Annotated in this window: 19 protein-coding genes; 10 read left to right on the top strand and 9 right to left on the bottom strand. The window is 67.8% G+C overall.

All coding sequences use genetic code 11. The features are described 5' to 3' along the window. Positions 1-231 precede the first annotated feature (231 nt). The 3 genes from Rhe02_RS19010 to Rhe02_RS19020 form a co-directional block, all read right to left on the bottom strand. On the bottom strand, positions 232-1272 hold the full coding sequence (locus Rhe02_RS19010) for a S66 family peptidase (RefSeq protein ID WP_239123909.1): 1041 nt from the start codon (positions 1270-1272) through the stop codon (positions 232-234). A 411-nt stretch (positions 1273-1683) separates the two neighbouring features. Continuing rightward, a complete protein-coding gene (locus tag Rhe02_RS19015) occupies positions 1684-2415 on the bottom strand; it encodes a DUF7873 family protein (protein ID WP_203909601.1) in 732 nt (243 codons plus the stop codon). A 58-nt stretch (positions 2416-2473) separates the two neighbouring features. Then, positions 2474-2968, bottom strand: coding sequence for a DUF4395 domain-containing protein (locus Rhe02_RS19020; protein ID WP_203909602.1), 495 nt, complete (start codon positions 2966-2968; stop codon positions 2474-2476). Between the two features lie 157 nt (positions 2969-3125). On the opposite strand from Rhe02_RS19020, the gene Rhe02_RS19025 reads away from it, so the two are divergent. The 3 genes from Rhe02_RS19025 to Rhe02_RS19035 are packed head-to-tail and all read left to right on the top strand — an operon-like array spanning position 3126 to position 6141. After that, a complete protein-coding gene (locus Rhe02_RS19025) occupies positions 3126-4754 on the top strand; it encodes a PP2C family protein-serine/threonine phosphatase (RefSeq protein ID WP_203909603.1) in 1629 nt (542 codons plus the stop codon). After that, positions 4751-5767, top strand: a complete 1017-nt coding sequence (locus tag Rhe02_RS19030) for a cobalamin B12-binding domain-containing protein (protein ID WP_203909604.1) — start codon at positions 4751-4753, stop codon at positions 5765-5767. Before Rhe02_RS19025 ends, Rhe02_RS19030 begins: the two co-directional genes overlap by 4 nt. Continuing rightward, positions 5764-6141: an STAS domain-containing protein gene (locus Rhe02_RS19035; RefSeq protein WP_239123910.1), complete on the top strand. Its 378-nt coding sequence runs from the start codon at positions 5764-5766 to the stop codon at positions 6139-6141. Before Rhe02_RS19030 ends, Rhe02_RS19035 begins: the two co-directional genes overlap by 4 nt. A gap of 6 nt (positions 6142-6147) precedes the next feature. Here the strand turns inward: Rhe02_RS19035 and Rhe02_RS19040 are convergent, their stop codons facing one another. Together Rhe02_RS19040 and Rhe02_RS19045 are read right to left on the bottom strand one after the other, a co-directional pair. Beyond that, on the bottom strand, positions 6148-6738 hold the full coding sequence (locus Rhe02_RS19040) for a hypothetical protein (RefSeq protein WP_203909605.1): 591 nt from the start codon (positions 6736-6738) through the stop codon (positions 6148-6150). A 75-nt stretch (positions 6739-6813) separates the two neighbouring features. Next, complete coding sequence (locus Rhe02_RS19045) at positions 6814-9594, bottom strand: AfsR/SARP family transcriptional regulator (RefSeq protein ID WP_203909606.1); 2781 nt, start codon at positions 9592-9594, stop codon at positions 6814-6816. Between the two features lie 103 nt (positions 9595-9697). On the opposite strand from Rhe02_RS19045, the gene Rhe02_RS19050 reads away from it, so the two are divergent. From Rhe02_RS19050 to Rhe02_RS19070, 5 genes are all read left to right on the top strand, one after another. Next, a complete protein-coding gene (locus Rhe02_RS19050; RefSeq protein ID WP_203909607.1) occupies positions 9698-11362 on the top strand; it encodes an AMP-binding protein in 1665 nt (554 codons plus the stop codon). Further along, positions 11359-12222 carry a phosphopantetheine-binding protein gene (locus tag Rhe02_RS19055; protein ID WP_203909608.1) on the top strand — a complete coding sequence of 288 codons (864 nt, stop codon included), beginning with the start codon at positions 11359-11361 and terminating at the stop codon, positions 12220-12222. The genes Rhe02_RS19050 and Rhe02_RS19055 overlap by 4 nt, the downstream gene beginning before the upstream one ends. Before the next feature lie 132 nt (positions 12223-12354). After that, the gene (locus Rhe02_RS19060; RefSeq protein WP_203909609.1) at positions 12355-12951 is read left to right on the top strand and encodes a hypothetical protein; all 597 of its coding nucleotides are present in this window, start codon (positions 12355-12357) and stop codon (positions 12949-12951) included. A 61-nt stretch (positions 12952-13012) separates the two neighbouring features. After that, the gene (locus Rhe02_RS19065) at positions 13013-13498 is read left to right on the top strand and encodes a hypothetical protein (RefSeq protein ID WP_203909610.1); all 486 of its coding nucleotides are present in this window, start codon (positions 13013-13015) and stop codon (positions 13496-13498) included. A gap of 20 nt (positions 13499-13518) precedes the next feature. Next, positions 13519-15027, top strand: coding sequence for a hypothetical protein (locus Rhe02_RS19070; protein ID WP_203909611.1), 1509 nt, complete (start codon positions 13519-13521; stop codon positions 15025-15027). Between the two features lie 47 nt (positions 15028-15074). Here Rhe02_RS19070 and Rhe02_RS19075 read toward each other — a convergent pair whose 3' ends face one another. Further along, positions 15075-15992 (bottom strand): serine/threonine-protein kinase, encoded by a 918-nt coding sequence (locus Rhe02_RS19075; protein WP_203909612.1) that lies wholly within the window; start codon positions 15990-15992, stop codon positions 15075-15077. A 195-nt stretch (positions 15993-16187) separates the two neighbouring features. Here Rhe02_RS19075 and Rhe02_RS19080 point away from each other — a divergent pair, with 195 nt between their 5' ends. Then, positions 16188-17531 carry a serine hydrolase domain-containing protein gene (locus Rhe02_RS19080; protein ID WP_203909613.1) on the top strand — a complete coding sequence of 448 codons (1344 nt, stop codon included), beginning with the start codon at positions 16188-16190 and terminating at the stop codon, positions 17529-17531. On the opposite strand, the gene rho is transcribed toward Rhe02_RS19080, so the two are convergent. Together rho and Rhe02_RS19090 are read right to left on the bottom strand one after the other, a co-directional pair. Further along, a complete protein-coding gene (rho, locus tag Rhe02_RS19085) occupies positions 17517-18623 on the bottom strand; it encodes a transcription termination factor Rho (protein ID WP_308442000.1) in 1107 nt (368 codons plus the stop codon). The two genes, Rhe02_RS19080 and rho, sit on opposite strands and share 15 nt — an antisense overlap. 135 nt (positions 18624-18758) lie before the next feature. After that, positions 18759-20279 (bottom strand): FAD-dependent oxidoreductase, encoded by a 1521-nt coding sequence (locus tag Rhe02_RS19090; RefSeq protein ID WP_203909615.1) that lies wholly within the window; start codon positions 20277-20279, stop codon positions 18759-18761. Positions 20280-20405: 126 nt separating this feature from the next. On the opposite strand from Rhe02_RS19090, the gene Rhe02_RS19095 reads away from it, so the two are divergent. After that, complete coding sequence (locus Rhe02_RS19095) at positions 20406-21908, top strand: serine/threonine-protein kinase (protein ID WP_203909616.1); 1503 nt, start codon at positions 20406-20408, stop codon at positions 21906-21908. Here Rhe02_RS19095 and Rhe02_RS19100 read toward each other — a convergent pair. After that, positions 21905-22264: an ankyrin repeat domain-containing protein gene (locus Rhe02_RS19100; protein WP_203909617.1), complete on the bottom strand. Its 360-nt coding sequence runs from the start codon at positions 22262-22264 to the stop codon at positions 21905-21907. The genes Rhe02_RS19095 and Rhe02_RS19100 overlap by 4 nt on opposite strands. Positions 22265-22273: the final 9 nt, after the last annotated feature.

Consider the following 22273-nt stretch of genomic DNA (forward strand, 5'->3'; position numbering starts at 1 on the left):
GCAACCGATCGACGCATCGAGTGGCTGACGCTACTGAAGCGATCCGGCCGGATGGAAGACCCGTCTCCAAGTTTCTGGAAAGTAGCCTAACTATGAACTCGGATGCGGGGGTAATTGACGGGGATCTGTCCGGGTTGGGGGAGGGCTTGCCGCCGTGGCCGTAGAGCAGGCGTAGAGCCTATGTAGAGCCCGCGAACCGGGCTGCGGCCACGGCGGCCAGGTGGGGAATTCCTAGTAGTGGACGGAAATCGTGCGTCCAGGGCCGTCGATGCGAACCAGCCCGCCGTAGGGCACGATCAGCTGCGGGTCGGTGTGTCCAAAGTCGACATCGAAGACGATGGTGGCATTGGGATTGTAGGTCGCCATGGCCCGCGTCACTGCGGCTCGCTGATCGGCCGCGTAGGCCTCCCGCTCGGGCAGCGTGGTCTCGCGGCGGATTTCCCAGGCCTTGGCGCGTCCCATCAGCAGCGCCGAGAACCGGCCGAGCAGACCCCGCTCACCCATGTTGCGTAACGTGCGGAATACCTCCTGCGCGCTTGGCATCTCCTCGCTGGTCTCCAGGATCAGCACGTGCCCATCGATCTCGTCGGGCGTGGGCACCGCGCGGTCGGCCATGAGCAGCCAGCCCACGATCTCCAGGTTGCCGCCCCAGGTCGGCGCCTCTATAACCTTCTCCGGCCGGTACCAGGTCCAGCCACCCGCAGCCCGCCGCGCCACCGGCTCGGTGGTCAGCGACGCCGGGTCGTTCCAGTTCAGGGCTTCGTCGGAGAAGGCCAGCGGCGCGGTGAGGTCGAACCAGCCCGGGTGGAACAGGGCCGCGCGCAGCGACGCCATGGTGTCCTGGTGTGTCCTGCCGCCACGGCCCAGGTGCACCATGGTCGAGCCACCGTGATAGCCCACAATGCCTTGACGCCAAAGGAAATGCAGCAGGTTGGTGTTGTCGGAGTAGCCGAAGAAGGGCTTCGGGTTGGCCCGCAGCAGCTCGCCGTCGAGGTGCGGCAGCACCGTGATCTGGTCCTCCCCGCCAATGGCCGCGAGCACCGCTTTGATGTCGGGGTCGGCGAAGGCGGCGTGCAGGTCGCGGGCGCGGTCGGCGGCAGGGGCGCCCAGCACGCGGGTGGTCGGGTATTCCACCGGGATCAGGTCCAGCTCGTCGCGCAGGCGGCGTAGCCCCTGCTCGTGTAGCTCGGGGAACACCTGAGGCACTCCGGCCGAGGGCGACAGCACCGCGACCCGGTCACCCGGCTTGGGTTTGGGTGGGTAGGTTCTCACCAGAGCAAACTACCGTGAGAAAGATGGTGAGGCCCGGGATCATGTCCGTCCCCCGGGCCTCGGTTTGCCACCCATTTCGCACACCAGCGACGTTTAAGCAGGCGGGTCAGGTTAATAAGCCTGTGCTTTGCCATTAGAGCTACCGCTGCACGGTTTGGAGCAGCGGGCGGGAGTCGAACCCGCATCCCAGTGCTTGTTGCGCCTGCGATTGATCTGGTGTTCGGTGGCGAATGCTGAGTCTGGAGCAAGAGTCTGAACTTGATCCGTGGCTGCCTCTGCCAGTTGGGCTACCCCCACCCGAGTGGTGCGGGGGGCGGGACTCGAACCCGCACTTTTACCACGGTTGGTCAGCTTGAGCCTCAGCTTCAGCTTGCGCTCATGCGCACCCCGGCGCGTCGGCCGGGGAGTCTGTCATCGGAACAGGTATCCGAAAACCTTGTCACCGACCTTCTGGTCGACGGCGGTGGTGCCATTGGCTTCCTCGCGCGCGAACTTCACCGCGTGCTGCAGCTTCTCGACCCGCTCCAGCAGCTCGGAAATCCGCTTGGCGGGCAGGGCGCCGGAGAACTTGACCGTAGTCCAATAGCCGATGGTGATGTCCTCGTAGTAGACCTCGACCTGAGCCGGATGCTTCTCGGTGGCCTCGGCCTTCACATGGTTGCGCGGCACCTTCTTCGTCCGCAGCGTGCGCACCGGCTCGGTCGACCAGCAGTCGGCGGAATCGTTGAAGCTCCACGCTTCGGCGGCATCCAGCACGGGAAGCTTCTTGATGAAGGTGTGCAGGTCGGTCAGCTGCTTCTCAAGGAACAGCAGGTAGCTGACCGGGACATCGGTCAGCAGCGTCTGCTCGTCAACCACCACGTTGGCCCTGGCCACGCAGTTGGTGGCGTCCTTGGTGGCGGTGACGTCGAACAGCCGGGTCAGGCTGGCCGAGATGTCGCGCAGCACCTCCTCGGCGCGCACCTGCACCTTGGTCGACTCCGGCGGCAACTGCTCGCCTTCCTCGTCCTTGGCTTGGTACGTGCGCGCGATGCCGGACAGCAACGCGGCCTTCTGGACCGCGTGATGCGCCTCGGTGAGCTCCGCATAGGACTTGCTTTTTACGCCCTTTTCCACGGCGATGATCTGATTCAGCTTCGGCATCCGTAGTTCCTCCCGATCGGGCGAAACCGTAGTCGAAGGCCTGGGTACAGGCAACCGGTTAAGCCTGCGCCTGGCGGCTCCAGATGTCAGCACAGTCGGCGCAGACCGAGTCGGGGATCACGCCAAGGCGCATCAGGACGGCGAAGATTTTGCAGCCCAAGCAATAGGCGAAGACGGATTCCAGCACGGCCGCCGCGATGAGCACCCCCATCAGCAGGTAGGCCTCGGTGTGCAGGCCGAAACCGAGGGCGAGCACGGCCGCGGTCACCGACACCGCGGCGCCGATGCCCTGGGCGAAGCGTTTCGGTGGGCCGGCGACATGCTTGGGTGGCAGTTTCAGCAGCGGGGTCAGCACGCGGGTGACGAGCTGGCCGAGCGGGCTCAAGGTGGGCCCGGTCAGGACGCGGGCCAGGAAGCCGTAGGCGATGACGGCGATCAGCCAGGGCTGGTCGAACGCGATCGAGGCGGCGGAAAGGATCACCACGCCACCGGCCACCAGCCGGGCCGACACCTCGTTGACCGGGTTCGGGAAGCTGAACAAGGAACTCGCCATGCAGGCACTATAGCCAAGAGTCCTATCAAACAGCTAGGAGATATATGGTTGGTTTCCGGTGGCGTGGCGCACGCGTTTGCCGCCTGAGCGCCGGGGGTAAACGCCCAGAACTATGGTGTACCCCGATGGACGAACCCTCGCCGCGGCAGCAGCCGCGGTGCCGCGTGCTGACGCTGCGCCCCTGGGCGACGGCGGTCCCCCGTGGCAGGCGCCGGAAGGGTTCTGGCCCGGCCTGCTCGACGGGATAGCCGAGGCTGTGGTGGCCGTGGACCTCCAGGGCGTGGTTCGCAGCGCGAATGTGGTGGCGCAGCAGCTGTTGCCGATCGTGATCGGCAAGGTGGTCGACGGCGGCGGAGCGCTGCCGGAGGCGTTGCGCAGCGAGGCGAACGCGTTTGAGATCGATCACGACGACCGCCGCCTGCACGGGCGCAAGGTGGCCCTCAGCGGGCTGTCCGTCTGGTATGTGCGCGACGTCACCGAACAGACGATGAGGGTCGACGCTCTGCTCGCGGAGCGCTGGCGTTCAGCCTTCCTGGCCGAGGCCAGCCGCAGGCTGTCCGGGTCGCTCAACCGCGATCGGGTCGCGCGGACGGCAACCCTGCTCGCGGTGCCCGCGCTGGGTGACTGCGCGATCGTGTTCCTGCCCGGATCGCGCGGACGCACGCTTTGGTACAGGTTCGCCGGCGAAGCCGGTGAGGAGGGCAACGTGCACGGGGTCATCGAGGCCGGCGGCCTGCCCGAGGACTCACCCATCACCGAGGGGCTGGCGGGACTGCCGGTGGGCGACGACCCTCGCCTTGTCGAACACCTGCGATGGTTGCTGCCGAAGGACTTCAGCCGCACCGGTTCGGCCCTGCTGCTGCCGCTGCCCGGCCACGCGCAGCCGGCGGGTGTGCTGGCCGTCGTGCGCAGCGCGGGGCGAGCCGGCTTCGAACCGGTGGAACAGCACCTGATCCGGCAGTTCGCGGTCCGGACAGGCTCGGCCATCGCCTCGGCCGCGCTCTACACCGAACAGGCCCAGACCGCGGATCTGCTGCAGGCGAGCCTGCTCCCGGAGGCGCTGCCCGAGCTGGACGAGGTCGCCTTCGGCGCGGCCTATCGAGCCGCCCGCGAGCGGCTGCGGATCGGCGGCGACTTCTACGACGTCTTCGCCGGCCCCGACGGGCATTGGACTTTCCTGCTGGGCGATGTTTGCGGCAAGGGGGTGGAGGCGGCCGTCCACACCGGACAGGCCCGCCAGACGGTGCACGCGTTGCGGCTGCTGGAAAGCAGGCCGGCGAAGCTGCTCGAATTGCTTAACCAAGCCGTGTTCAGCCGGGAGCGGCCGCAGCTGACCACGCTCGTCATCGGCAGCGTGCGGCCCAGCCCTCGGGGTGGTCTGGACATCGCGCTGGCTTCGGGCGGGCACCCGGCGCCGTTTGTGGTGCGAAGCGACGGCCGGGTGGAAGAGGTCGAAGTCAGCGGGCTGGCCATCGGCGTGGTCCCGGTCGCGACGTTCGTCCAGGTGGCTGTGCGGCTGGAGCCGGGCGACAGCCTTGTCGCCTACAGCGACGGCGTGACCGAGGCCCGGGGCGGGCCAACGGGATTGGAGTTTTACGGACCAGACCGCCTGGCGAGCGTCCTGGCGAACTATGCGGGCGCCCCGGCGGCGGCGATGGCGCAGCGCATCGAGCAGACGGTCGGCGACTGGCTGGGCGGCCGTGAACACGACGACATCGCAGTTCTTGTCATCCAGGCCAAGCCGGCCCATAAACGCCGTCACCTCGTGGGAGTGCCGAACCAATGAGCCAAACCATTCCGGAGGCCGACCGGGAGCACTATATGCGGCTGCTCGAAGATGCCGCTGAGCCGGAAGCGGTGGACTTCGCCCAGAAGCTGTTGGCGCGCGGGGTCCCCGCGCAGGAGGTGCTGCTGCAGCTGGTCGCCGCCAGCCAGGCCGAGGTGGGCCGGCGGTGGGCCGAGAATCGGTGGAGCGTCGCCCAGGAACACGCCGCGACCCATCTCAATGAACAGGTGGTGGCCGCGGTCGCGACGACGATCCGGCCGGCGCAGCCGTCGCGCGGGCGGATTGCGGTGGCGTGTGTGGACGGCGAGTGGCATTCCTTGCCGGCCAGGCTTTTCGCCGAGGTGCTCCGGCTGCACGGCTGGGAGGTAAGGTTCCTGGGCGCGAGTGTGCCCGGCCCGCATCTGGTGTCCTACCTTCATTCCTACGATCCGCTCGCGCTGGCCGTGAGCTGTTCGCTGCCGACCCGGCTCGCGGCCGCGAAACGGACCATCGAGGCCGCTCAGGAAGCGGGCGTCGCGGTGCTCGCGGGCGGTGCGGGATTTGGTGAGAATGGGCGCTGGGCACGGCGGCTGGGCGCCGACCGGGTCGCCACCGATGCCGTGCAGGCGGCGCAGGAGCTGGCCGCCTGGCTGCCGGCCACACCGCGATCCAGCCCGCACCCGTTGCTGGTCGGCGACGACGAAGACGTCATGGTGAGCAAACACAAGCAATCGTTGGTGGACAGCGGGATGCGGCTGCTTGGCGAGCGCTTCCCCGCGCTGGCAAGGTATTCCGGGCACCAGCGGCAGGCGACGCTGGAAGACCTGGGCCACATCGCCGACTTCCTCAGCGCATCACTGCTCGTCGATGACGCTGAGATGTTCACCTCATTTATCGGCTGGCTGTGCATAATCCTTGAGTCTCGCCGGGTACCCATATCCACAGTGGACGTTGTGCTCGAGGCTTATCAGCGGGAGTTGTACGACTATCCCCGAGCGCTGCGGCATCTCAGCGCAGGGCGGAGGCAATTGTGAGCAGGATTGTGTATGTGGAGGCGGCGATTCAGGCCGCGCACACCGCTTCGGTGCGCATCGTGGGTGAGCTCACCTTCGAGTCGGTGGCCGAGGCACGCGAGCAGTTGCGCGCGCTGATCGACGCCGGCTGCCGGCATCTCGTGGTGGACATCGGCCGGCTGGATTTCTGTGACTCCACGGGCCTGGGTTTGCTGCTGCAGCTGCGCGCTGAGCTCATTGACGGCGCGGGCTGCCTGGAATTGCGCGGCGCGCATGGCCAGCCGCGCCGCATCCTCGACATCACCGGCGCGCACATTCTGTTCACCGCCGCAGAGCGCCATCGGACCACATCGCCCGCCACATCCAGCGGGCGAATGGGTGTGGGCAGCCACTAGCCAAGGTCAGGACGGCCCGGCGCCGCAGACGCGCCAACCGCCGGACTCCTTGAGCAGGTAGACGTCGAACTTGATTGGGCCCAACAGGGGCACCGTCAGCTCGACCGAGACGGTGGCGCCGAGGTTGTTGATGTTCTCTTTGCCGATTTTGTAGCCGACGAAGATGCCCAACCCGGTTCCGCCCGTGCCGTCCTTCTTTCCCTCGGACTTGAGCAGGCCACAGAGCTGCTCCTGCATGGTGGCCTCCTGCCCGTTGAGGGCAGCGGCGAGGAAACGGTCGGTGACCTGGCTGGGTGTGTCGGCCTTGGGCGGTGTGGGCGACGGCTTGTTGACCGGCAGCGCCTGCTCGGCCGGTGAATTCCCGGCCGGTTTGCCGGTCTGGCTCAGGCCGTAACCAGCGATGACACCTACCGCGAGAACGATGAGACCGACCGCGAACAGGCTCAGCAACATCACGCCTAACCTACGGCGCGGACGGCGCGGTGGCGGCTCCTGCTCGTAGTAGGGAATCGCCGTGGTGGGCGCGGAAACCGGCGCCGAGCCCATATAGATCGGAAATTCCTTGGTGGGCTCGTCTTCGTGAGGGGAGCGGGCCATGAGGACGAAGGTACCCGGCAAGTTCCACAGGAAGGGCCAGATTTCGGGGGTGTGAGATAACAGTCCGGAATAGGATTAATTGATCAACTCCGAATCGTCGGCGAGCAGGGCTCTGACCTGCTCCGCCTCCGGCATGCCGAGCCGCGCGTAAATCGCCGCTGCCTCGTTTAAACATGCCTGGCTCGACTTTCTTTCCCCGAGCTGGCGATAGGACATACCGAGATAGCGCAGGTCGAGCGCCTCAAGGGCAAAGTCGCGGGTCTGCCGGTGGATGGTCAGCGCGGCGTGGAGATGCCGCACCGCTTCAGAATGCTGGCCGGCCTGGTGACAGGCCTGGCCCAGGCAGTTCAGCGTGATCGCCTCGCCCCAGCGGTCGCCGATCTCCTGCCGGATCCGCAACGCCTCCAGGAAGTGTTCGCGGGCCTGGTCGAGCAGGCCGTCATCGAGATCCTGCTCGCCAAGGTTACAGATGGTGATGGCTTCGCCCCAGCGGTCGCCGATCTCGCGCCGAATCTCCAATGACCACTCCAGATATCGGCGGGCCTGTTCGGTCAGCTGTGCGGCGCCGAGGACAGCGCCGATGCCGTTGAGCGCCTGGGCTTCGCTGTGGCGATCGCCGTCGTCGCGGCTGACCTGCAGCGCCTGCTCGTGGAAACCGCGGGCGTCATCGAGCCGGCCAAGCTCGCGATAAGCCGTGCCCAGGCTGCTGAGCATGGTGAACTCGGCCTTGCGGTTGCCGCAGGCACGAGCACAATCCAAACCGATTTGGTGGGTACCGATCCAGTCGCCCCAATGCTTTTCAAGGTGAAACAGACCCCACAGCAGATTGGCCAGCCGCCAGCCGATCTCGAACTCCTCGCCCTCCCACGCCTGGCGGACCGCGGCGACCAGGTTGCCGCGTTCCACTTCGAGCCAGGCCAGCGCTTCGGCATGGTCGCCGAAGCAGGGCAGGTCGCTGGGCGGCGCATGGTCGGGCAGCGGCGTGCGCCGCCGGTGCGGGGCCACCAGCGCGTCGGCGGCGGCCGCCGCGTAGAGGTCGTAGGTGAGCAGCCGGCGCACCGCCCCCCGCCGTTCGGCCTCCCCGTCGAAGGTCTGCGCCTGTTCGATGGCATAGGCGCTGAGCAGATCGTGGAAGGTGTACCGGCCCAGCTTGTGCTCGGTGACCAGGTGTGCGCGGGCCAGGTCGGAAAGCAGCTGGCGGGCCAGGGAAGAGGGGATCGCGGCCAGGTTGGCGGCGGCGGGAACGGTGACATCGGGGCCGCGATGCAGCCCGAGCAGCCGGAACAGGTGAGCGGCCGGTGTGGACAGCCGCTGGTAGGACCACGAGAAGATGGGCCGGACTCCGGTGATGTGATCCCCGCCGTCGACGGCGTCGAGCCGCCGCTGGGTGTCGGCCAGCTCGGCGGAGAAGGTGGCCAGCGGGAAGGTGGGGTGGGCGGCGGCCCGTGCCGCGATGATGGCCAGCGCCAGCGGCAGCTGGGCGCAGCGCGTGATCAGATCGGCCACCGCGCCCGGCTCCGCGTCGAGGCGGGCTCGGCCGAGGTGGCTGGAAAGCAGATGGTGTGCTTCCTGCTCGCTAAGCAAACCAAGGGTCAGCGGATGGGCCCCTTCCATGGCGACCAGACCGGTGAGCTCGTTGCGGCTGGTGATGATGACCATGCACCCGCTACCCCCGGGCAGTAGCGGCCGGACCTGGTCGGCGTCGCGGGCATTGTCGAGCACGATGAGCATGCGCCGTCCGGCGAGCAGGGTGCGGTACAGGTTGGCTTGTGCCTCAAGGCTTACCGGGATCTGCTCGGCCGCAATCGCGAACGCGTCAAGGAATCCGCGAATAGCCTCGGCCGCGGGCATCGGCTCGCGAGTGGGATGGAAGCCGCGCAGGTTGACGAAGAGCTGCCCGTCCGGGAACTGTGCGGCAGCGCGATGCGCCCACCGGATTCCGAGGGCGGTCTTGCCGATGCCGCCGGTCCCGTGGATCACCGTGATGGTGACGGTTTCCCCGCCCGCCTCGGCGGCGAGCCGGTCGAGCTCGCCCAGGGCGCTGTCTCGGCCGACGAAGTGCTTTGCCGGTACCGGAAGCTGACGAAACGCCGTCTGTCCAATGGCGACGGACGCGGGTTCGTGGCGCAGCAGGCTCGTGTGCAGCTCCTGGAGTTGCGAGCCAGGATCGAGCCCGAGCTCGTCGGCCAGATGCCGGCGCAACCGGTCATATGCTTGCAGCGCTTCGCTTTTCCGGCCCGTGCCGTGCAGGGCGCGCATCAGCAGCCCCACCATCCGTTCGCGCAGCGGATGGGCGGTTACCAGCTCGACCAGCTCCGGCACGTTCGGGGCGCAGCGACCCTGCTGCAGCTCCAGCTCGAGGCAGTTCTCCAGCGCGGTCAGCCGGTGTTCGTTGAGACGCGCGCTGGCCGCCTCGATGGTGCGTCCGGTCATCCCGGCCAGCGCCGGGCCCTGCCAGAGCGCGAGCGCTTCGCGCAACCGCGTGGCCGCGTCGGCGAGATGTCCGGCGGCCTGATGGTGCTGGGCAGCCGCCACCGCTGCCTCGAAAACCTGGGCGTCCAGCTCGCCGGTGTCCAGATGGATCCGGTACCCGGCCGGCTCGGCCGCGATCACGTGCTTCCAGCCACCGGCGCCGGGCAGCTGCTGGCGAAGGTGGGAGATGCAGTTCTGTAGCTGACGCCCGGCCGTCGCGGGCGGCGTCTCGTCCCAGACGGCATCGATGAGATAGTCGCGGTTGACGACCTGGTTGGGCGAAAGCAGCAGGACGGCAAGGATGCGGCTGTGCCGCCGCTCGAAGGTGTGGGGCTGACCGTCCGGGCGCAGGACCTTGAGCGAACCCAATATCCGAAACCTCACCGATCTATGTTATTGGATTCATCGATTGGGTGAACAGGTCATCCGATGGCCAGTGAAGAAACGTGTGCACTTTGGATGAAGGCCACCGCCCATGCTGCTGGGCATGAGAACCGTCATAGACGCGATCACCGAACAGGCGGGCGGTGCGGCCACCCTCACCGTGGCCGGGCTGGGTGCCCGCCCGGAAGCCGCAGTGACCTGGTCCGGCCTGCACGAGCGAGCCAAACGGATGGCCTCGGTGCTTGCGGCGCAAGGGATCGGGCCGTCGAGCCGGGTCGGCCTGCTCGGCGACACCAGCGTGGAGCTGGTTACCGCCATCCAGGCGGTATGGCTGCGCGGGGCGGCGTTCACGGTGCTGCCCGTGCCGACCCGCTCGGGCAGACAGGCGAATCTGGCTCACCTCTTGGCGATTGTGGCCGACGCCGGGTTCGGCCTGGTGATTGTCGACGACGGTTGCGCCGAGGCGGGCGAGGGGCTGAGCGAGGCGGTGCCGGTTCGCCGGCTCGGCGAGCTTTGCGAGCGGGCGGCGGCAGCCGCCCCGGCCACCCCGATCAGGCCCGCGCCGGGTGACCTTGCCGTGCTTCAGTACACCAGCGGCTCGACGCAGAACCCGCGCGGGGTGCCGGTGACTCACGCCAACCTGGCCGCCAACCTGGACGCGATCGAAGCCACGCTTGGCCCTGACGCGCTCGATCCGGCCACCGGCCGCTGGCTGAGCTGGCTGCCGCTCTACCACGACATGGGCCTGATCGGTTTCCTGTGCCTGCCGATGTCGCGCGGCTGCCCACTGGTGCTGCAATCCCCGATGGCCTTCGCGCTGCGCCCGATGAGCTGGCTCGACCTGCTGACCCGGCATCGTGCGACCAGCACCGGGGCGCCCAACTTCGCATACGGCCTGCTCGCCCAGCTGCTGGAAGCGGGGGTGAGCGCCGACCTGAGCGCCGTGCGGTACATGTTTTCCGGGGGAGAGCCGATCGATGCCGCGATGATGGGCCGGTTCACCGCGGCGGCCGCCGCCTACGGGCTGGATCCGGGCGCGGTGGTGGCCGCCTACGGCCTGGCCGAATCCACTCTGGCCGTGAGCTTTTCGCCGATCGGGCGCGGGATCGCCGTCGACGAGGTCGACCGGGATCGCCTTGAACGCGACGGTCACGCGCTGGAGACCGGGGAGCCGGGCGGGTCCGCTCGCCTGGTGCGGCTGGGGGCGGCTGTTCCTGGTACCCAGATAAGAATTGTCGACGCGACGGGAAGCGTTGCCGCGGCCCGGACCGTGGGCCACATCGAGGTCAGCGGCCCTTCGGTGGTAAGCGGCTATTGGGGTGAGCCGGCCCGGCCCGGCGGCTGGCTGCGAACAGGCGACCTCGGCTATCTGACCGAGGATGGCTTGGTGGTCTGCGGGCGCGCCAAGGACGTGCTCTTCTCCGCCGGGCGCAACATCTACCCCCAGGACGTTGAGGCGGCAGCGCTGCAGGTGCAGGGGGTGCGTCCGGGCGGCGCGGCGGCTTTCGGCATCTCCGACGGCCGGGGTGACCGCCTGGTGGTCGCCGTCGAAACCCGTGCCACGGATAGCGATGCGCTGCGCAAAGCGGTGGCGGTCGCGGTGGTTTCGCAAACCGGCATGGCGCCGGCCGACGTGGTGACACTGCGCTTTGGCCGCCTTCCCAAGACCTCCTCCGGCAAGCTGCGCCGTGCCGAGACCCGGCGCAGATATCTGGCTGGGGAACTGACCGAACGCCGATTGGCCCTAGTAGACCGGAGTGTCCAATGACGACAGACTTCGTGGCCACGCCACCACGGGAGCGTGCCCGCACCGAGCTGGCAGCGCTGCTCGATGTCCAGGAGACAGCCCTGGACGATCAGGCCTCGCTTCGCGACGAGCTGGCGCTGGACAGTCTCACCATGATGCGGGTGATCGCCTGGCTGCAGGGGCGGGGCGTCACCATCGAAGCGGAGGGGCTGCTCCCGGCGACCGTGGGTGAGTTGCTGTCGCGTTTGGAGGAACGAGGCCGGCCAAGGCTTTCTGTTCGGGTGGGCGGAGTGCCGGGTATGCCCGAGCATCTCACGCCGAAGCGGCCGCGGGACCCACTGGTGCCGGTCCTTGAGACGAACGCGTTGCGGCTGACCCCGCTGATTGGAGAAGATCTCGGCTTTCTCTATGCGCTGGCGGTGGAACCGGAGACCGGATTCCGGTGGCGCTACCGCGGTTCCATTCCGCCCATCGAGCGGTTCAAGGCGGAGCTGTGGAACCAGGTGCTGCTGCAGTATGTGGTGCGCCGCATCGAGGACAACTCGCCGGTCGGGCATGTGGTGGCCTACGGAGACGAGCTGAGCCTGCGGCACACCTATGTGGGGGCGGTCTTCCACCCTGACAGCGCGGGGACAGGCCTTGCGGCGCAAGCGGTGTCGCTGTTTGTGCGGCACCTGTTCCACACCTTCCCGCTCAACAAGATCTACATGGAGATCCCGGGAGTCAACTGGCCACAGCTGCAAAGCGGCCAGGGCAGCCTGTTCCGGGTGGAGGGTGTGCTGCGAGATCACGACTACTACGCCGGGCGGCTGTGGGACAAGTATGTCTGCGCGCTCTATGCCGACGACTTCCTTGACGAGGAAACCCCAACGGCCCCATAAGTTTCTCCGGTTGCCGCGGCCAAGGAGTTCACCCGGCGGCCCGCCTACACCGCGGAGCCGCCAAGGGAGACCTCCAAGGCCGCTGGAACGGCAACCGGAGAGAAACCCCATCCCAATGGAAGGAGCTCCACAATGAGGTTCAATGGTAACCGCCACCGGGCCATGATGGCCATGGCCGCCACCGGCGTTCTCACCGCGCTGGCCCCCGCCGCCCCCGCCCTGGCCGACACCGAGGCCCAGAGCACCAGCGCGACCAACGTGGTCGTCGCCGACATGGGCATCCGGACAGCGGTGGGCGACAAGGTGGTCGACGCCGCCTACCAAGAACTCAACAGCGACCACCGGTGGGAGACCCCGATGGGCTCCAACTGCAACTTCTACTCCAGTCGCTGGAACAAGGGCTGCCAGGCCTGGTGCGCCGACTTCGTGAAGTACGTGTGGAAGAACGCGGGCGTCTACGCGTGGGAGAACCTGGACTCCGAGGCCGGAACCACTGCCCGCTGGGGCAAGTTCTTCGGGGCGTGGCACTGGGGCACCGCGGGGATCTACCCCGGCGCGGCCGTGACCTACAACAGCTCGGGCGACCCGATGGTCGACTCCGACCACGTCGGCATCTTCGTCGGCTGGGTCAACGGCGCGCCCAAGGTGGTCTCCGGCAATTTCAACGACCAGGTCTACAAGCACAACCTCAGCTACGGCACCCCGATCGCCGGCTGGACCGGCGTCTGATCCCGCCCTGGGCGTGCCCGCCGAGCGGGCACGCCCGATCCCCTTCCGGAGGTGATTTGTGATGAAGATTTCTCGTCTGGTACTGGCCGGAGCGCTCATCCTCGGCGGCTGCACCGCCAACCCGAGCCCCCACGCCGTGACCGAGCCCAGCGCCGCGCCCGCGGGCCCGCCGATTCCCGTTCTGGCCGTGGGGGAAGCGGCCCCGATCGATCTGCTCGGCGACGGCCATGCCACGATCACGGTCCTGGACGCCGCGATCGCGGCCGGGCAGCCGCTCGTCGTGAGCGTCAGGATCACGCTCGACAAGGCGGGCAAACCCATCGCGGGCGGCCCGGAGAACTTCCGCTTCCGCGACGCGAACCAGGCCATGTACGAGGCCCGAACCGACGCGGCCACCTTCGCGCCAGCGTTCGCCCAGGTCAACCTCACTACGGCCGGGCAGGAAGCCTACGGGAAGATGGTCTTCGATGTCACGCCTGAGCTGGCCCGCGGCGGTCACGTTCAGCTGATGACCGGCCGCTTGGTGCACGCGGTCTGGAGGCTGTGAAAGGTGTTAGTCTGCCGCCCGTGACCACCGACTTTGCTGTCGCGACCCCTGCGGCGCCACAGGCGGCCAAGGCGAGCAGCCTCGGCCGCCGGGTGAGGAACGGCCTGGAGGCGCTCTTCCCGATTGCCCCGCGCCGCGCGCTCTCCCGGCGCGACATCTGGCTCGGCATCGCCGTCGTCGTTGTCGCCGCCGCGGTGTGCCTGCTTCGGGTCACCGGAACGGGTGCCCTGCAGAGCATCTGGCAGGAGGACGGCAACGATCTGCTGACGGCGGCCTACTACCGCACCGGCGCTAAGACGATCTTCGATCCGATGAACGGCTACTACCTGCTGGGCTCGCGGTGGTTCGGCGTGCTCGCCGCGTTCTTCCCGGTTTCGTGGGCCGCCGCGGTCCTGTCGATCTCCTCCGCGCTCGTGCTTGGGCTGATGGTGCTGCTGGTCTATATCGCCACCGGTGCTCACCTCTCCAGCAAGCTGGCCCGGTTCATGGTGACGGTGCCGCTGCTGATCGCGCCGGTGGCGGAGAACAACCACAACGAGGTCTACGCCCGCCCGGTCTGCTTGCACCTGTTCGCTTTGTACATGGTCTTCTGGGTGCTGCTGTGGGCGCCGGAAAAGCGGATCTCCAAGATAGTCGCGGTCGCGGCCGTGGGCCTGACCGCGGCGAGCACCATCCTCACGATCGTCTTCATCCCACTCGCCCTGCTGCGCGTGTTCGTGCGGCGCGACCGCACCGGGATGGCGTTGCTCGGGGTGCTGGTGGTCTTCGCGGCGGCCAACCTCGTGCTCATGCAAAACGGCACCGTGGCGGCGCGCGGTGGCGTGATGTACCCCGAGCCGATGGTGGCGCTCCTCGACTACGTGGTGTGGGGGCTGCCGACCTCGATGCTCGGCTACAGCGCCACCAGCGGCCTGGGCGCGTTCCACTTCCCGACCGCGTGGGACGCCGACCTGTGGGGCACCGTGAAGCCCCACCTCCCGCTGATCGTCCTCTCCTGGGTCATGGTGCTCGGGATCGTCGGGCTGGCCGCGATCCGCCGATTCACCCGGCCGTCCTGGCCGCTGGCGGCGGCGGCCCTCACCCATAGCGTGGCGATGCTGTGCATGATGGTGATGGCTCAGGGCAACGAGCTTCGCTATCTGATTCCCGTGGAGCTGTTGCTCTTCGCCGGTCTGGTGGCGCTGCTGTTGCCGATCGCCAAGGGCCGTTCCTTCGCCCGCGCCAACGCGCCGCTGATCGCCTTCGCGGTCTTCCTGGCGGTGATCGGGGCGATCAACTTCCGCTGGGACGACACCTACCGGGGTCACGCGCCGCGCTGGACCGACCAGGTGCACAAGGCGGCGGTCGTCTGCAAGACGCGGCCGGAGGTGCGCGAGGTCCTGGTGCGTTCGGCCCCCGAGCCGTGGGGGTCGGTCATCCACGTGCCGTGCCATCGGCTCACCGAGGTCCGGCCGTGGGACTGTGTCGAGCCGCGATGTGTCCCCATCAACGGCATGGGCCTGCCCGACGCCATCGAACGCCGGCCGTAGACAAACAGAAACCCGGCGGCTCGCATCCGCCGGGTGTCTGTGGTCGGTCAGGCAGCTGGTGCGGGGACCATGGCAACGGTCTGCGCCGACTGCAGGCGCTGGCGGCGCGGGACGATCTCCCGCTGGGCGACCGCGCCCTCATCGGGCAGGCCCATGATCTTGAGTAGTTGGGTTCTTACCTCGGGCGCGCCCATGCGCAGCTTGGGCTCGCGCTGCAACAGTCCACACAGGATGGGCGTGAGCGGGCCTGCGTAGCGGGGCGGATCGGGCGCCTCGTGTATCTGGGCGGTAAGGGTTTCGGCCAGGCTGTCGCGGATGAACGGCACGCGGCCCTCCACGGCGGCATAAAGGGTCGCTCCCAGCGACCACAGGTCGCCCTCGGGGATCGACATCCCGAACTGCAGCCGTTCCGGAGCCATGTACTGAGGTTTGCCCGCCATCTCACCGGCCAGCAGGGTGCGGCCGTCGAACGGGTTCCAGGCGGCCAGCCCGAAGTCGGTCAGGAAGATCCTCTTGTCGTCACCGACGAGGATGTTGTGCGGCGTCACGTCGCGGTGCAGGACGCCGGCGCGGTGTGCGGCCGTCAGCGCATCGAGAACCGCGAGCCCGATCATCGCCACGAACCCGGGGGTGAAGGGGGATCCCTTCTCCCGCAGGAGCTGGTGCAGCGATCTCGATGGCACGTATTCCATGACTATCCACGGCATCGTCTCGGAGTGCACGATGTCGTAGATGCGTACCGCGTTCGGGTGGCTGATCTGCGCCGCGGCCTGTGCCTCGCGGACGGCAAGCCGCCTTACCCGATCCTTTTCCCGGCTATCGATGTTCGGCGGTGCCACCACCTGTTTCACCGCCACGTCGCGGAGAAGATTCTCGTCATGCGCCAGCCAGACCCTGCCCATTCCACCACCGCCGATGGGCCTCAACAGCTGGTATCTATTCATCAGCTTCTGCGCCGATTCCATGCGGCCTCCCAGGTCACGTTGATCGGTGTGTCCAAGGTAGACCCAGTTGATGCGCGCGGCCCAGGGACCAAAGACCCGTTCCCGAAAGCCGATCAGCTCACAATGCCTAGATGATGGTGAATCTGTCGGCACCTAACGGTGGCATCCTCCGAATTCGCGTTATTTGCTCATAATGCTGTTCTGTAGGATCGCGCAATGCTGCTAGCGACTACCGACCGCCTGCTTCTCCATCGCCTCGCCCAGGCCCAGTCCGAGGGCCGCGCGCCGGCCATGGCCGCGGCCGTGGTGCGTGAGGGCGAGGTGGCCTGGCGGCACGCCATCGAAACCACAACGGACACGCAGTTCAGGATCGGGTCGCTGACGAAGACCTTCGTCGCTGTGCTGATCATGCGGCTGCGCGACGAAGGATTGCTCGACCTTGCCGATTTGCTTGACAAGCATCTTCCCGGTACGAAGGCAGGCGCGATGTCCATCGCCCAGTTGCTCTCGCACACCTCCGGCCTGGCGTCGGAGACACCCGGCCCGTGGTGGGAGCGCACCCCGGGCGAGCTGCGTCCCGAGCTGGCCGACATTCTCGGCGAAGCACCGGTGAAGCACCCGGCGGGCCGCCGCCACCACTACTCGAACCCGGGTTTCGCCCTGCTCGGCGCGGTCGTCGAGCGCCTGCGCGGCGTGCCGTGGGGGCAGGCCCTGCAGCGGGAGATCCTCGACCCGTTGGGGATGCGCCGCACCTCGCTGCTTCCCCAGGAGCCCCACGCGCGGGGCTTCGCGGTGCATCCGTGGGCCGATGTGCTTCAGCCCGAGGTGGTTCAGGAGACGGGCCGGATGGCGCCGGCCGGCCAGCTGTGGTCCACGATCGATGATCTCTGCCTGTTCGCCAACCTGCTCTCGTTCGGCCGCGAGGGCGTGCTGAGCGCCGACACCGTAGCCGAGATGCGGGTGCCCGGGGTGGCGCCGGAGGAGGCCGCCTGGGATTCGGCCTACGGGCTGGGCATGCAGACCTATCGGGCCAACGGCCGGCTGCTGGCCGGGCACACCGGGTCGATGCCCGGATTCCTTTGTGCGCTATGGGTCAACGTGGCCGAGGGGCTGAGTGCGGTGGCGCTCACCAACACGACCTCCGGGATCGCGATCGGCCAGCTTTCGGCCGACCTGCTGAGCATTGTCGCTGACCATGAGCCGCGTATCCCCGCGACGTGGAAGCCACTGTCCGATGTGGATCCGGAGCTGCTCGCGATGACCGGGCCTTGGTATTGGGGCCCGGCCGGGTTGGGTCTCAAGCTTCCCGCCGACGGCGTTCTGGAGCTGGTAAGCCTGTCCGGATCTGGTTTGGGGACAAGGTTCCGGCCCAACGGGGACGGCACGTGGGTCGGGCTCAGCGGCTACTTCGCCGGCGAAACCCTGCGTCCGATGCGTGATGCGCAAGGCAACCTGTCGCATCTGGATCTCGGCAGCTTCGTGCTCACCCGGCAGCCCTATGACCCGCAGGCGCCCATACCGGGCGGCGTGGATCCGGCCGGCTGGTCAGGAACCGTTTGAGCGGCCCAGGTGCATCAGCAGCTCGGCGTTGCTGCCGGTCTTGCGCAGCCGGTCCAGGAGGATGCCGATGGACTGCTGGGGATCCATGGCTGCGAAGGAATGCCGGAGCCGGCGCATCAGCAACAGCTCGTCGCGGTTGAGGAGCAGCTCCTCGTTGCGGGTGCCGGAGGAGGTGACGTCGACGGCGGGGAAGACCCGCCGGTCGGCCATCGCGCGCAGCAACCGCAGCTCGGCGTTGCCGGTGCTCTTGAACTCCTCAAAGATGAGATTGTCGCCGCCGGAACCGGTTTCCACCAGCGCGGTGGCGATGATGGTCAGCGAGCCACCGCCTTCGAGGTTTCTGGCCGCGCCGAGCAGTTTCTTCGGCCCCTGCAGGGCCGTGGAGTCGATGCCGCCGGACATGGTGCGCCCGTTGGAGGGAGCGGCCAGGTTGTAGGCGCGGGCCAGCCTGGTGATCGAGTCGAGCAGCACGACGACGTCGCGGCCCACCTCAACGAGCCGTTTCGCCTTCTCTATCGCCAGCTCGGCGACGGCGATGTGGTCGGACGGGGGTCTGTCGAAAGTGGAGGCGAGCACCTCGCCCTTGACCGTGCGCGTCATGTCGGTGACCTCTTCGGGCCGCTCGTCGACCAGCACAGCCATCAGATGATGGTCGGGGTGGTTGGCCGCCACGGCGGCCGCGATCGCCTGCAGCACCATGGTTTTCCCGGCTTTCGGCGGCGACACGATGAGCGCGCGCTGGCCCCTGCCGATGGGCATCAGCAGATCGATGACGCGGGTGGTGAGCACCGTGGCCGTGGTCTCCAGCCGGAGCCGGTCCTTGGGGAAAAGGGGAGTCAGATCATAGAAATCGGGCCGGTTGCCCAGCTGGCCGGGATCGACGCCGTTGACGGAGTCGAGGCGCACCAACGGGTTTCGCTTGCTGTCGATCGCTTTGGCCGCGCCGGTGAGGAAGTCGCCGCGGCGCAGCCGGTGCTGGCGAATGTGTGCCGGGGAGACGAAGACGTCTTCCGGCCCGGGCAGATAGCCGTCCACACGGACGAATCCGTGGTCGTTGCGGATATCGAGTATGCCGCTGAAGGTTGTGGTCAAAGGAACTCCTGACATGGGTGAGAAATCCTTGAACGGCGACCGAGGAGATATCGTGCGGTTCAAGGTGAAATGCGGGCGATAGCGGGGATTTTCATCAACCCACGGTCAGCATCCGCTGTGGATGCCTGGACTGTATCACATCTCGGCCGCGGGTTTAAGGGGCTTAGTTGCCGGGCCCTGAAGCACCTGGCCGTCGACGTCGAATCGCGACCCGTGACACGGGCACTCCCAAGCCTTTTCGGCGTCGTTGAAGGCCACGACGCAGCCGAGATGGGTGCAGGTCGCCGAGACCATGTGCAGCTGGCCGCTGGAGTCTCGATAGGCAGCGCATTTCTCGCCGCCGATCCGCAGCACCGCCGCGGCATCCAGCGGGAGCTTTTCGGGCGACTCGACCGGCGAACGGCGTAGCCGGTCACGAACGAAGTGGCCCGCCACCTTGACCGTGCTCTTGAGCACCGGCCCGGCCGCGAGCAGTGGGTGCACGCGTTGCGGGTCGAAGACGTCGGCCCACGGCAGGTCCTGTCCCGCGATGGAGGAGGCGATCAGCCGGCCGGCCATGATGCCGTTGCTCATTCCCCAGCCCGCGAAACCTGTGGCCACCCAGGTGTGTTTGGCGCCCGGATGCAGCCGGCCCACATAGGGCAGGCCATCGCTTGAGGTGTTGTCCTGCGCGGCCCACCGGTAGGCCGGCTCGAGCTCGCCGAAGTGCTGGTGGGTCCAGGCGGCGAGCCGCTCATACCGTTCGGTGACCTCGCCCGCGCCGGGCTCGAAATGCTCCCCGGTGACGATCAGCAGGCGCTGGCCGTCGCCAATGGGGGCGGTGCGCACCGACCGCGTGTTGTGCTCGCGGGTCAGGTACATGCCGTGCGGGTCGCGATCGGCCGGAATCGGCGCGGCGAGCACCACCTCACGCCGGGGGACCAGACGGGTGAAGAGCAGCGACCGGTCGAAGGTGGGATAGTGCGTCGCCACCACCACCTCCCGGGCGGTGATCGCCACGCCGTGATCGGTGGTCAGCCGGCACGGCTCGCCTTCGTCCAGCTCCACGATGCGGGTGTGCTCGTAGATGGCGCCACCGGCGGCGATGAGAGCATCGGCTATCCCGAGCAGGTAGCGCCGCGGGTGAAACTGCAGCTGATTTTCCACCCGAACAGCCCCCGCGATGGGGAAGGGAAGGCCCGACTGCCGGGTGAAACTGGCTTCCAGGCCCGCTTTCGCGGCCGCTTCGGCCTCCGCGTATAGCTTGTCGGCTTCGTGGATCTGCTCGGCATAGGTGAAGGCGGGCAGGCGCTCCAGCTCGCAGTCGATGCCCAGCTCGGTGGCAGTCAGGGCGGCGTACTCCACGGCGTCCTGCTGCGAGCTGGCGTAGAGCTTGGCGGTCGCGGCTCCGAACGACGAGGTGAGCCGGTCGTAGATCATGGCGTGCAGCGAGGTGAGCTTGGCGGTGGTGTTTCCGGTGACGCCGGTGATTATCCGCGCCGCCTCGACGACGGTCACCTGACGCCCCGCTTTTGCCAGCTCCCATGCCGTGCTGAGACCGGCTATGCCGGCGCCGATCACGACCACGTCGGCGCTCATGTCGGTGTCGAGAGACGGAAAGGCGGTCTCGGGCGTGGTGTCGATCCAGTACGACTCCGGCTTTCCCGGCAGGGTCATGGCCTCACAGCCCTCTGGTTGATCTGCTCGCTCAAGAGCCGGATTACCCTTCAATCCGGGCGGCAAAACAAGCCTACCCACCATGAACAATGTTTAGCCGGAAGCTGGGCAGGAAACCCCTTAGCCATGGCGCAGACAACGCTTTCAGGCCGTTACCGGCTCGTCGAGCAGCTGGGCAGCGGTGGGATGGCGGTCGTTTGGCGTGGTTACGACGAGGTCCTCGGCCGCCAGGTCGCCATCAAGGTGCCGGGTCCGGAGCTGGCCGCCAACGAGGCGTTCGTGCAGCGGCTGCGCGGCGAGGCGCAGGCGGTGGCCCGGCTCTCCCATCCCCATATCACCGCCGTGCACGACTACGGCGAGTCGCTCGCCGAGGACGGCAAGCCTCAGCCCTATGTGGTGATGGAACTTGTCGAGGGCACCACCCTGCATGACGTGCTGGCCACCGGGCGCGATCTGCCATGGCGCGATGCGGCCGCCATAGCGGCGCAGATCGCGATGGCGCTCGCCGAGGCGCACGAGCGCGGCATCGTGCACCGCGATGTGTCGTCGTGCAACGTGATGCTCACCGCGACCGGGGTCAAGGTTCTCGACTTCGGCATCGCGGCACTGATCGGCGAGCATGACTCGCCCGAGCCGGACAAGCTGCTGGGAACCCCGGCTTACGTTGCCCCGGAACGGCTTCGCGAGAACGAGGTCGCCGCGGCCGTAGACGTCTACGCGGTCGGCATTCTGCTCTACCGGATGTTGCGCGGGAGGTTTCCCTGGCCGGTGGAGACGCCCACCGCGTTGCTCGAAGCCCATCTCAGGCTCAAGCCCGCCCCACTGCCGGAAGTTGCGGGCCGGCCGCAAGGGCTGGTTGAGCTCTGCCATCGCTGTCTGGCCAAGGATCCGGCCGATCGCCCCACCAGTGCCGAGCTGGCGGCAAGGCTGGCCAAGATTGCGGGCATGCGTAAGCCGACGGCGCTCACCAAGGTGCCGGTGTCCCCAAAGCCGCCCGCGCGCACGACCGTCCTGTCCTGGGACACCGCGCCCTTGACGCCCGTCCCGGCAAGGAATGAGCTTCTTGGCGAGCCGCTGGTCCAGCGGGGTCGTCCACTCCGGATGGCCGCTACCGGCGGTCTCGGCCTGGTGGCGCTGCTGCTCACCGCCTGGACCCTCGCCGGCGCGCACGCTCCCGTCGCCAACCGCTGGGGCCCGCCGGCTCGGGCTGCCGAGCAATGCCACGTCACCTATCAGGTAACCCGCGATGATGGGAGTCGGTTTGAAGCGGCCATCACCATCCAAAATGGAGCGCCGGCGCAAGAGTCAACTCAGCTTCGCTTTCCGTGGCCGGGTGATCAGAAGATGCTCTCCGCCGACGGCGCGGCGTGGAAACAGACCGGCCACGAGGTCGTGGTCGAGCCGGACGGCGGGGCGACAAACGTTGTCCTGGTTGGAAGTTATGGCCGGCTGAACGCGCTGCCCGGCAAGTTCAGCTGGAACGGCGCGGAGTGCTCGGCCACCGTGCTGGGCACCCCGGCCGATTCCGTGGTACAGGCCCAGCAGGCGGCGGCGTCCAGTGGCGGCACGAATGACGGCGGTGGCAAAAAGGGCAAGGGCAACAAAGGCGGCGGCAAAGGACCCGGCTAGCTGAGCAGGTTCAGCAGATCTTCCCGGCCGAACATGGCCGCGGTCGCGATGGCCGACGGGCTTCCCGCGCCCGGGTCGGCGCCGTGTTTGAGCAGAGCTTCGATGATGTCCAGGTCGCCCTTGAACACCGCTCCGGCCAACGGGGTCTGCCCGCGATCGTTGGCCACGTTGGGGTCTGCGCCGCGGGTCAGCAGGGCGTTGGTGGCCTCCCGGTGCCCGTGGTAGGAAGCGAGCATCAGCAGGCTGTCGCCGCGATCGTTGGCCAGGTCGACAGATACTCCCGCGTCGATACAGGCGGCCAGCTCGTCGGCCTGACCCTCGCGCGCCAACCGGAAGAAGAGGTCGGAATCAGTCATGGGTCCATT

It is taken from the genome of Rhizocola hellebori, from assembly GCF_016862955.1.
GTDB classification, from domain to species: Bacteria; Actinomycetota; Actinomycetes; order Mycobacteriales; family Micromonosporaceae; genus Rhizocola; species Rhizocola hellebori.

Bases quoted from the DNA above. Each gene is read 5' to 3' on its own strand.
- Rhe02_RS19065 (WP_203909610.1), top strand. From the start codon at position 13,013: ATGAAGATTTCTCGTCTGGTACTGGCCGGAGCGCTCATCCTCGGCGGC.
- Rhe02_RS19020 (WP_203909602.1), bottom strand. From the start codon at position 2,968: ATGGCGAGTTCCTTGTTCAGCTTCCCGAACCCGGTCAACGAGGTGTCG.
- Rhe02_RS19080 (WP_203909613.1), top strand. From the start codon at position 16,188: ATGCTGCTAGCGACTACCGACCGCCTGCTTCTCCATCGCCTCGCCCAG.
- Rhe02_RS19075 (WP_203909612.1), bottom strand. From the start codon at position 15,992: ATGGAATCGGCGCAGAAGCTGATGAATAGATACCAGCTGTTGAGGCCC.
- Rhe02_RS19055 (WP_203909608.1), top strand. From the start codon at position 11,359: ATGACGACAGACTTCGTGGCCACGCCACCACGGGAGCGTGCCCGCACC.
- Rhe02_RS19095 (WP_203909616.1), top strand. From the start codon at position 20,406: ATGGCGCAGACAACGCTTTCAGGCCGTTACCGGCTCGTCGAGCAGCTG.
- Rhe02_RS19040 (WP_203909605.1), bottom strand. From the start codon at position 6,738: ATGGCCCGCTCCCCTCACGAAGACGAGCCCACCAAGGAATTTCCGATC.
- Rhe02_RS19030 (WP_203909604.1), top strand. From the start codon at position 4,751: ATGAGCCAAACCATTCCGGAGGCCGACCGGGAGCACTATATGCGGCTG.
- Rhe02_RS19050 (WP_203909607.1), top strand. From the start codon at position 9,698: ATGAGAACCGTCATAGACGCGATCACCGAACAGGCGGGCGGTGCGGCC.
- Rhe02_RS19015 (WP_203909601.1), bottom strand. From the start codon at position 2,415: ATGCCGAAGCTGAATCAGATCATCGCCGTGGAAAAGGGCGTAAAAAGC.
- Rhe02_RS19090 (WP_203909615.1), bottom strand. From the start codon at position 20,279: ATGACCCTGCCGGGAAAGCCGGAGTCGTACTGGATCGACACCACGCCC.
- Rhe02_RS19060 (WP_203909609.1), top strand. From the start codon at position 12,355: ATGAGGTTCAATGGTAACCGCCACCGGGCCATGATGGCCATGGCCGCC.
- Rhe02_RS19100 (WP_203909617.1), bottom strand. From the start codon at position 22,264: ATGACTGATTCCGACCTCTTCTTCCGGTTGGCGCGCGAGGGTCAGGCC.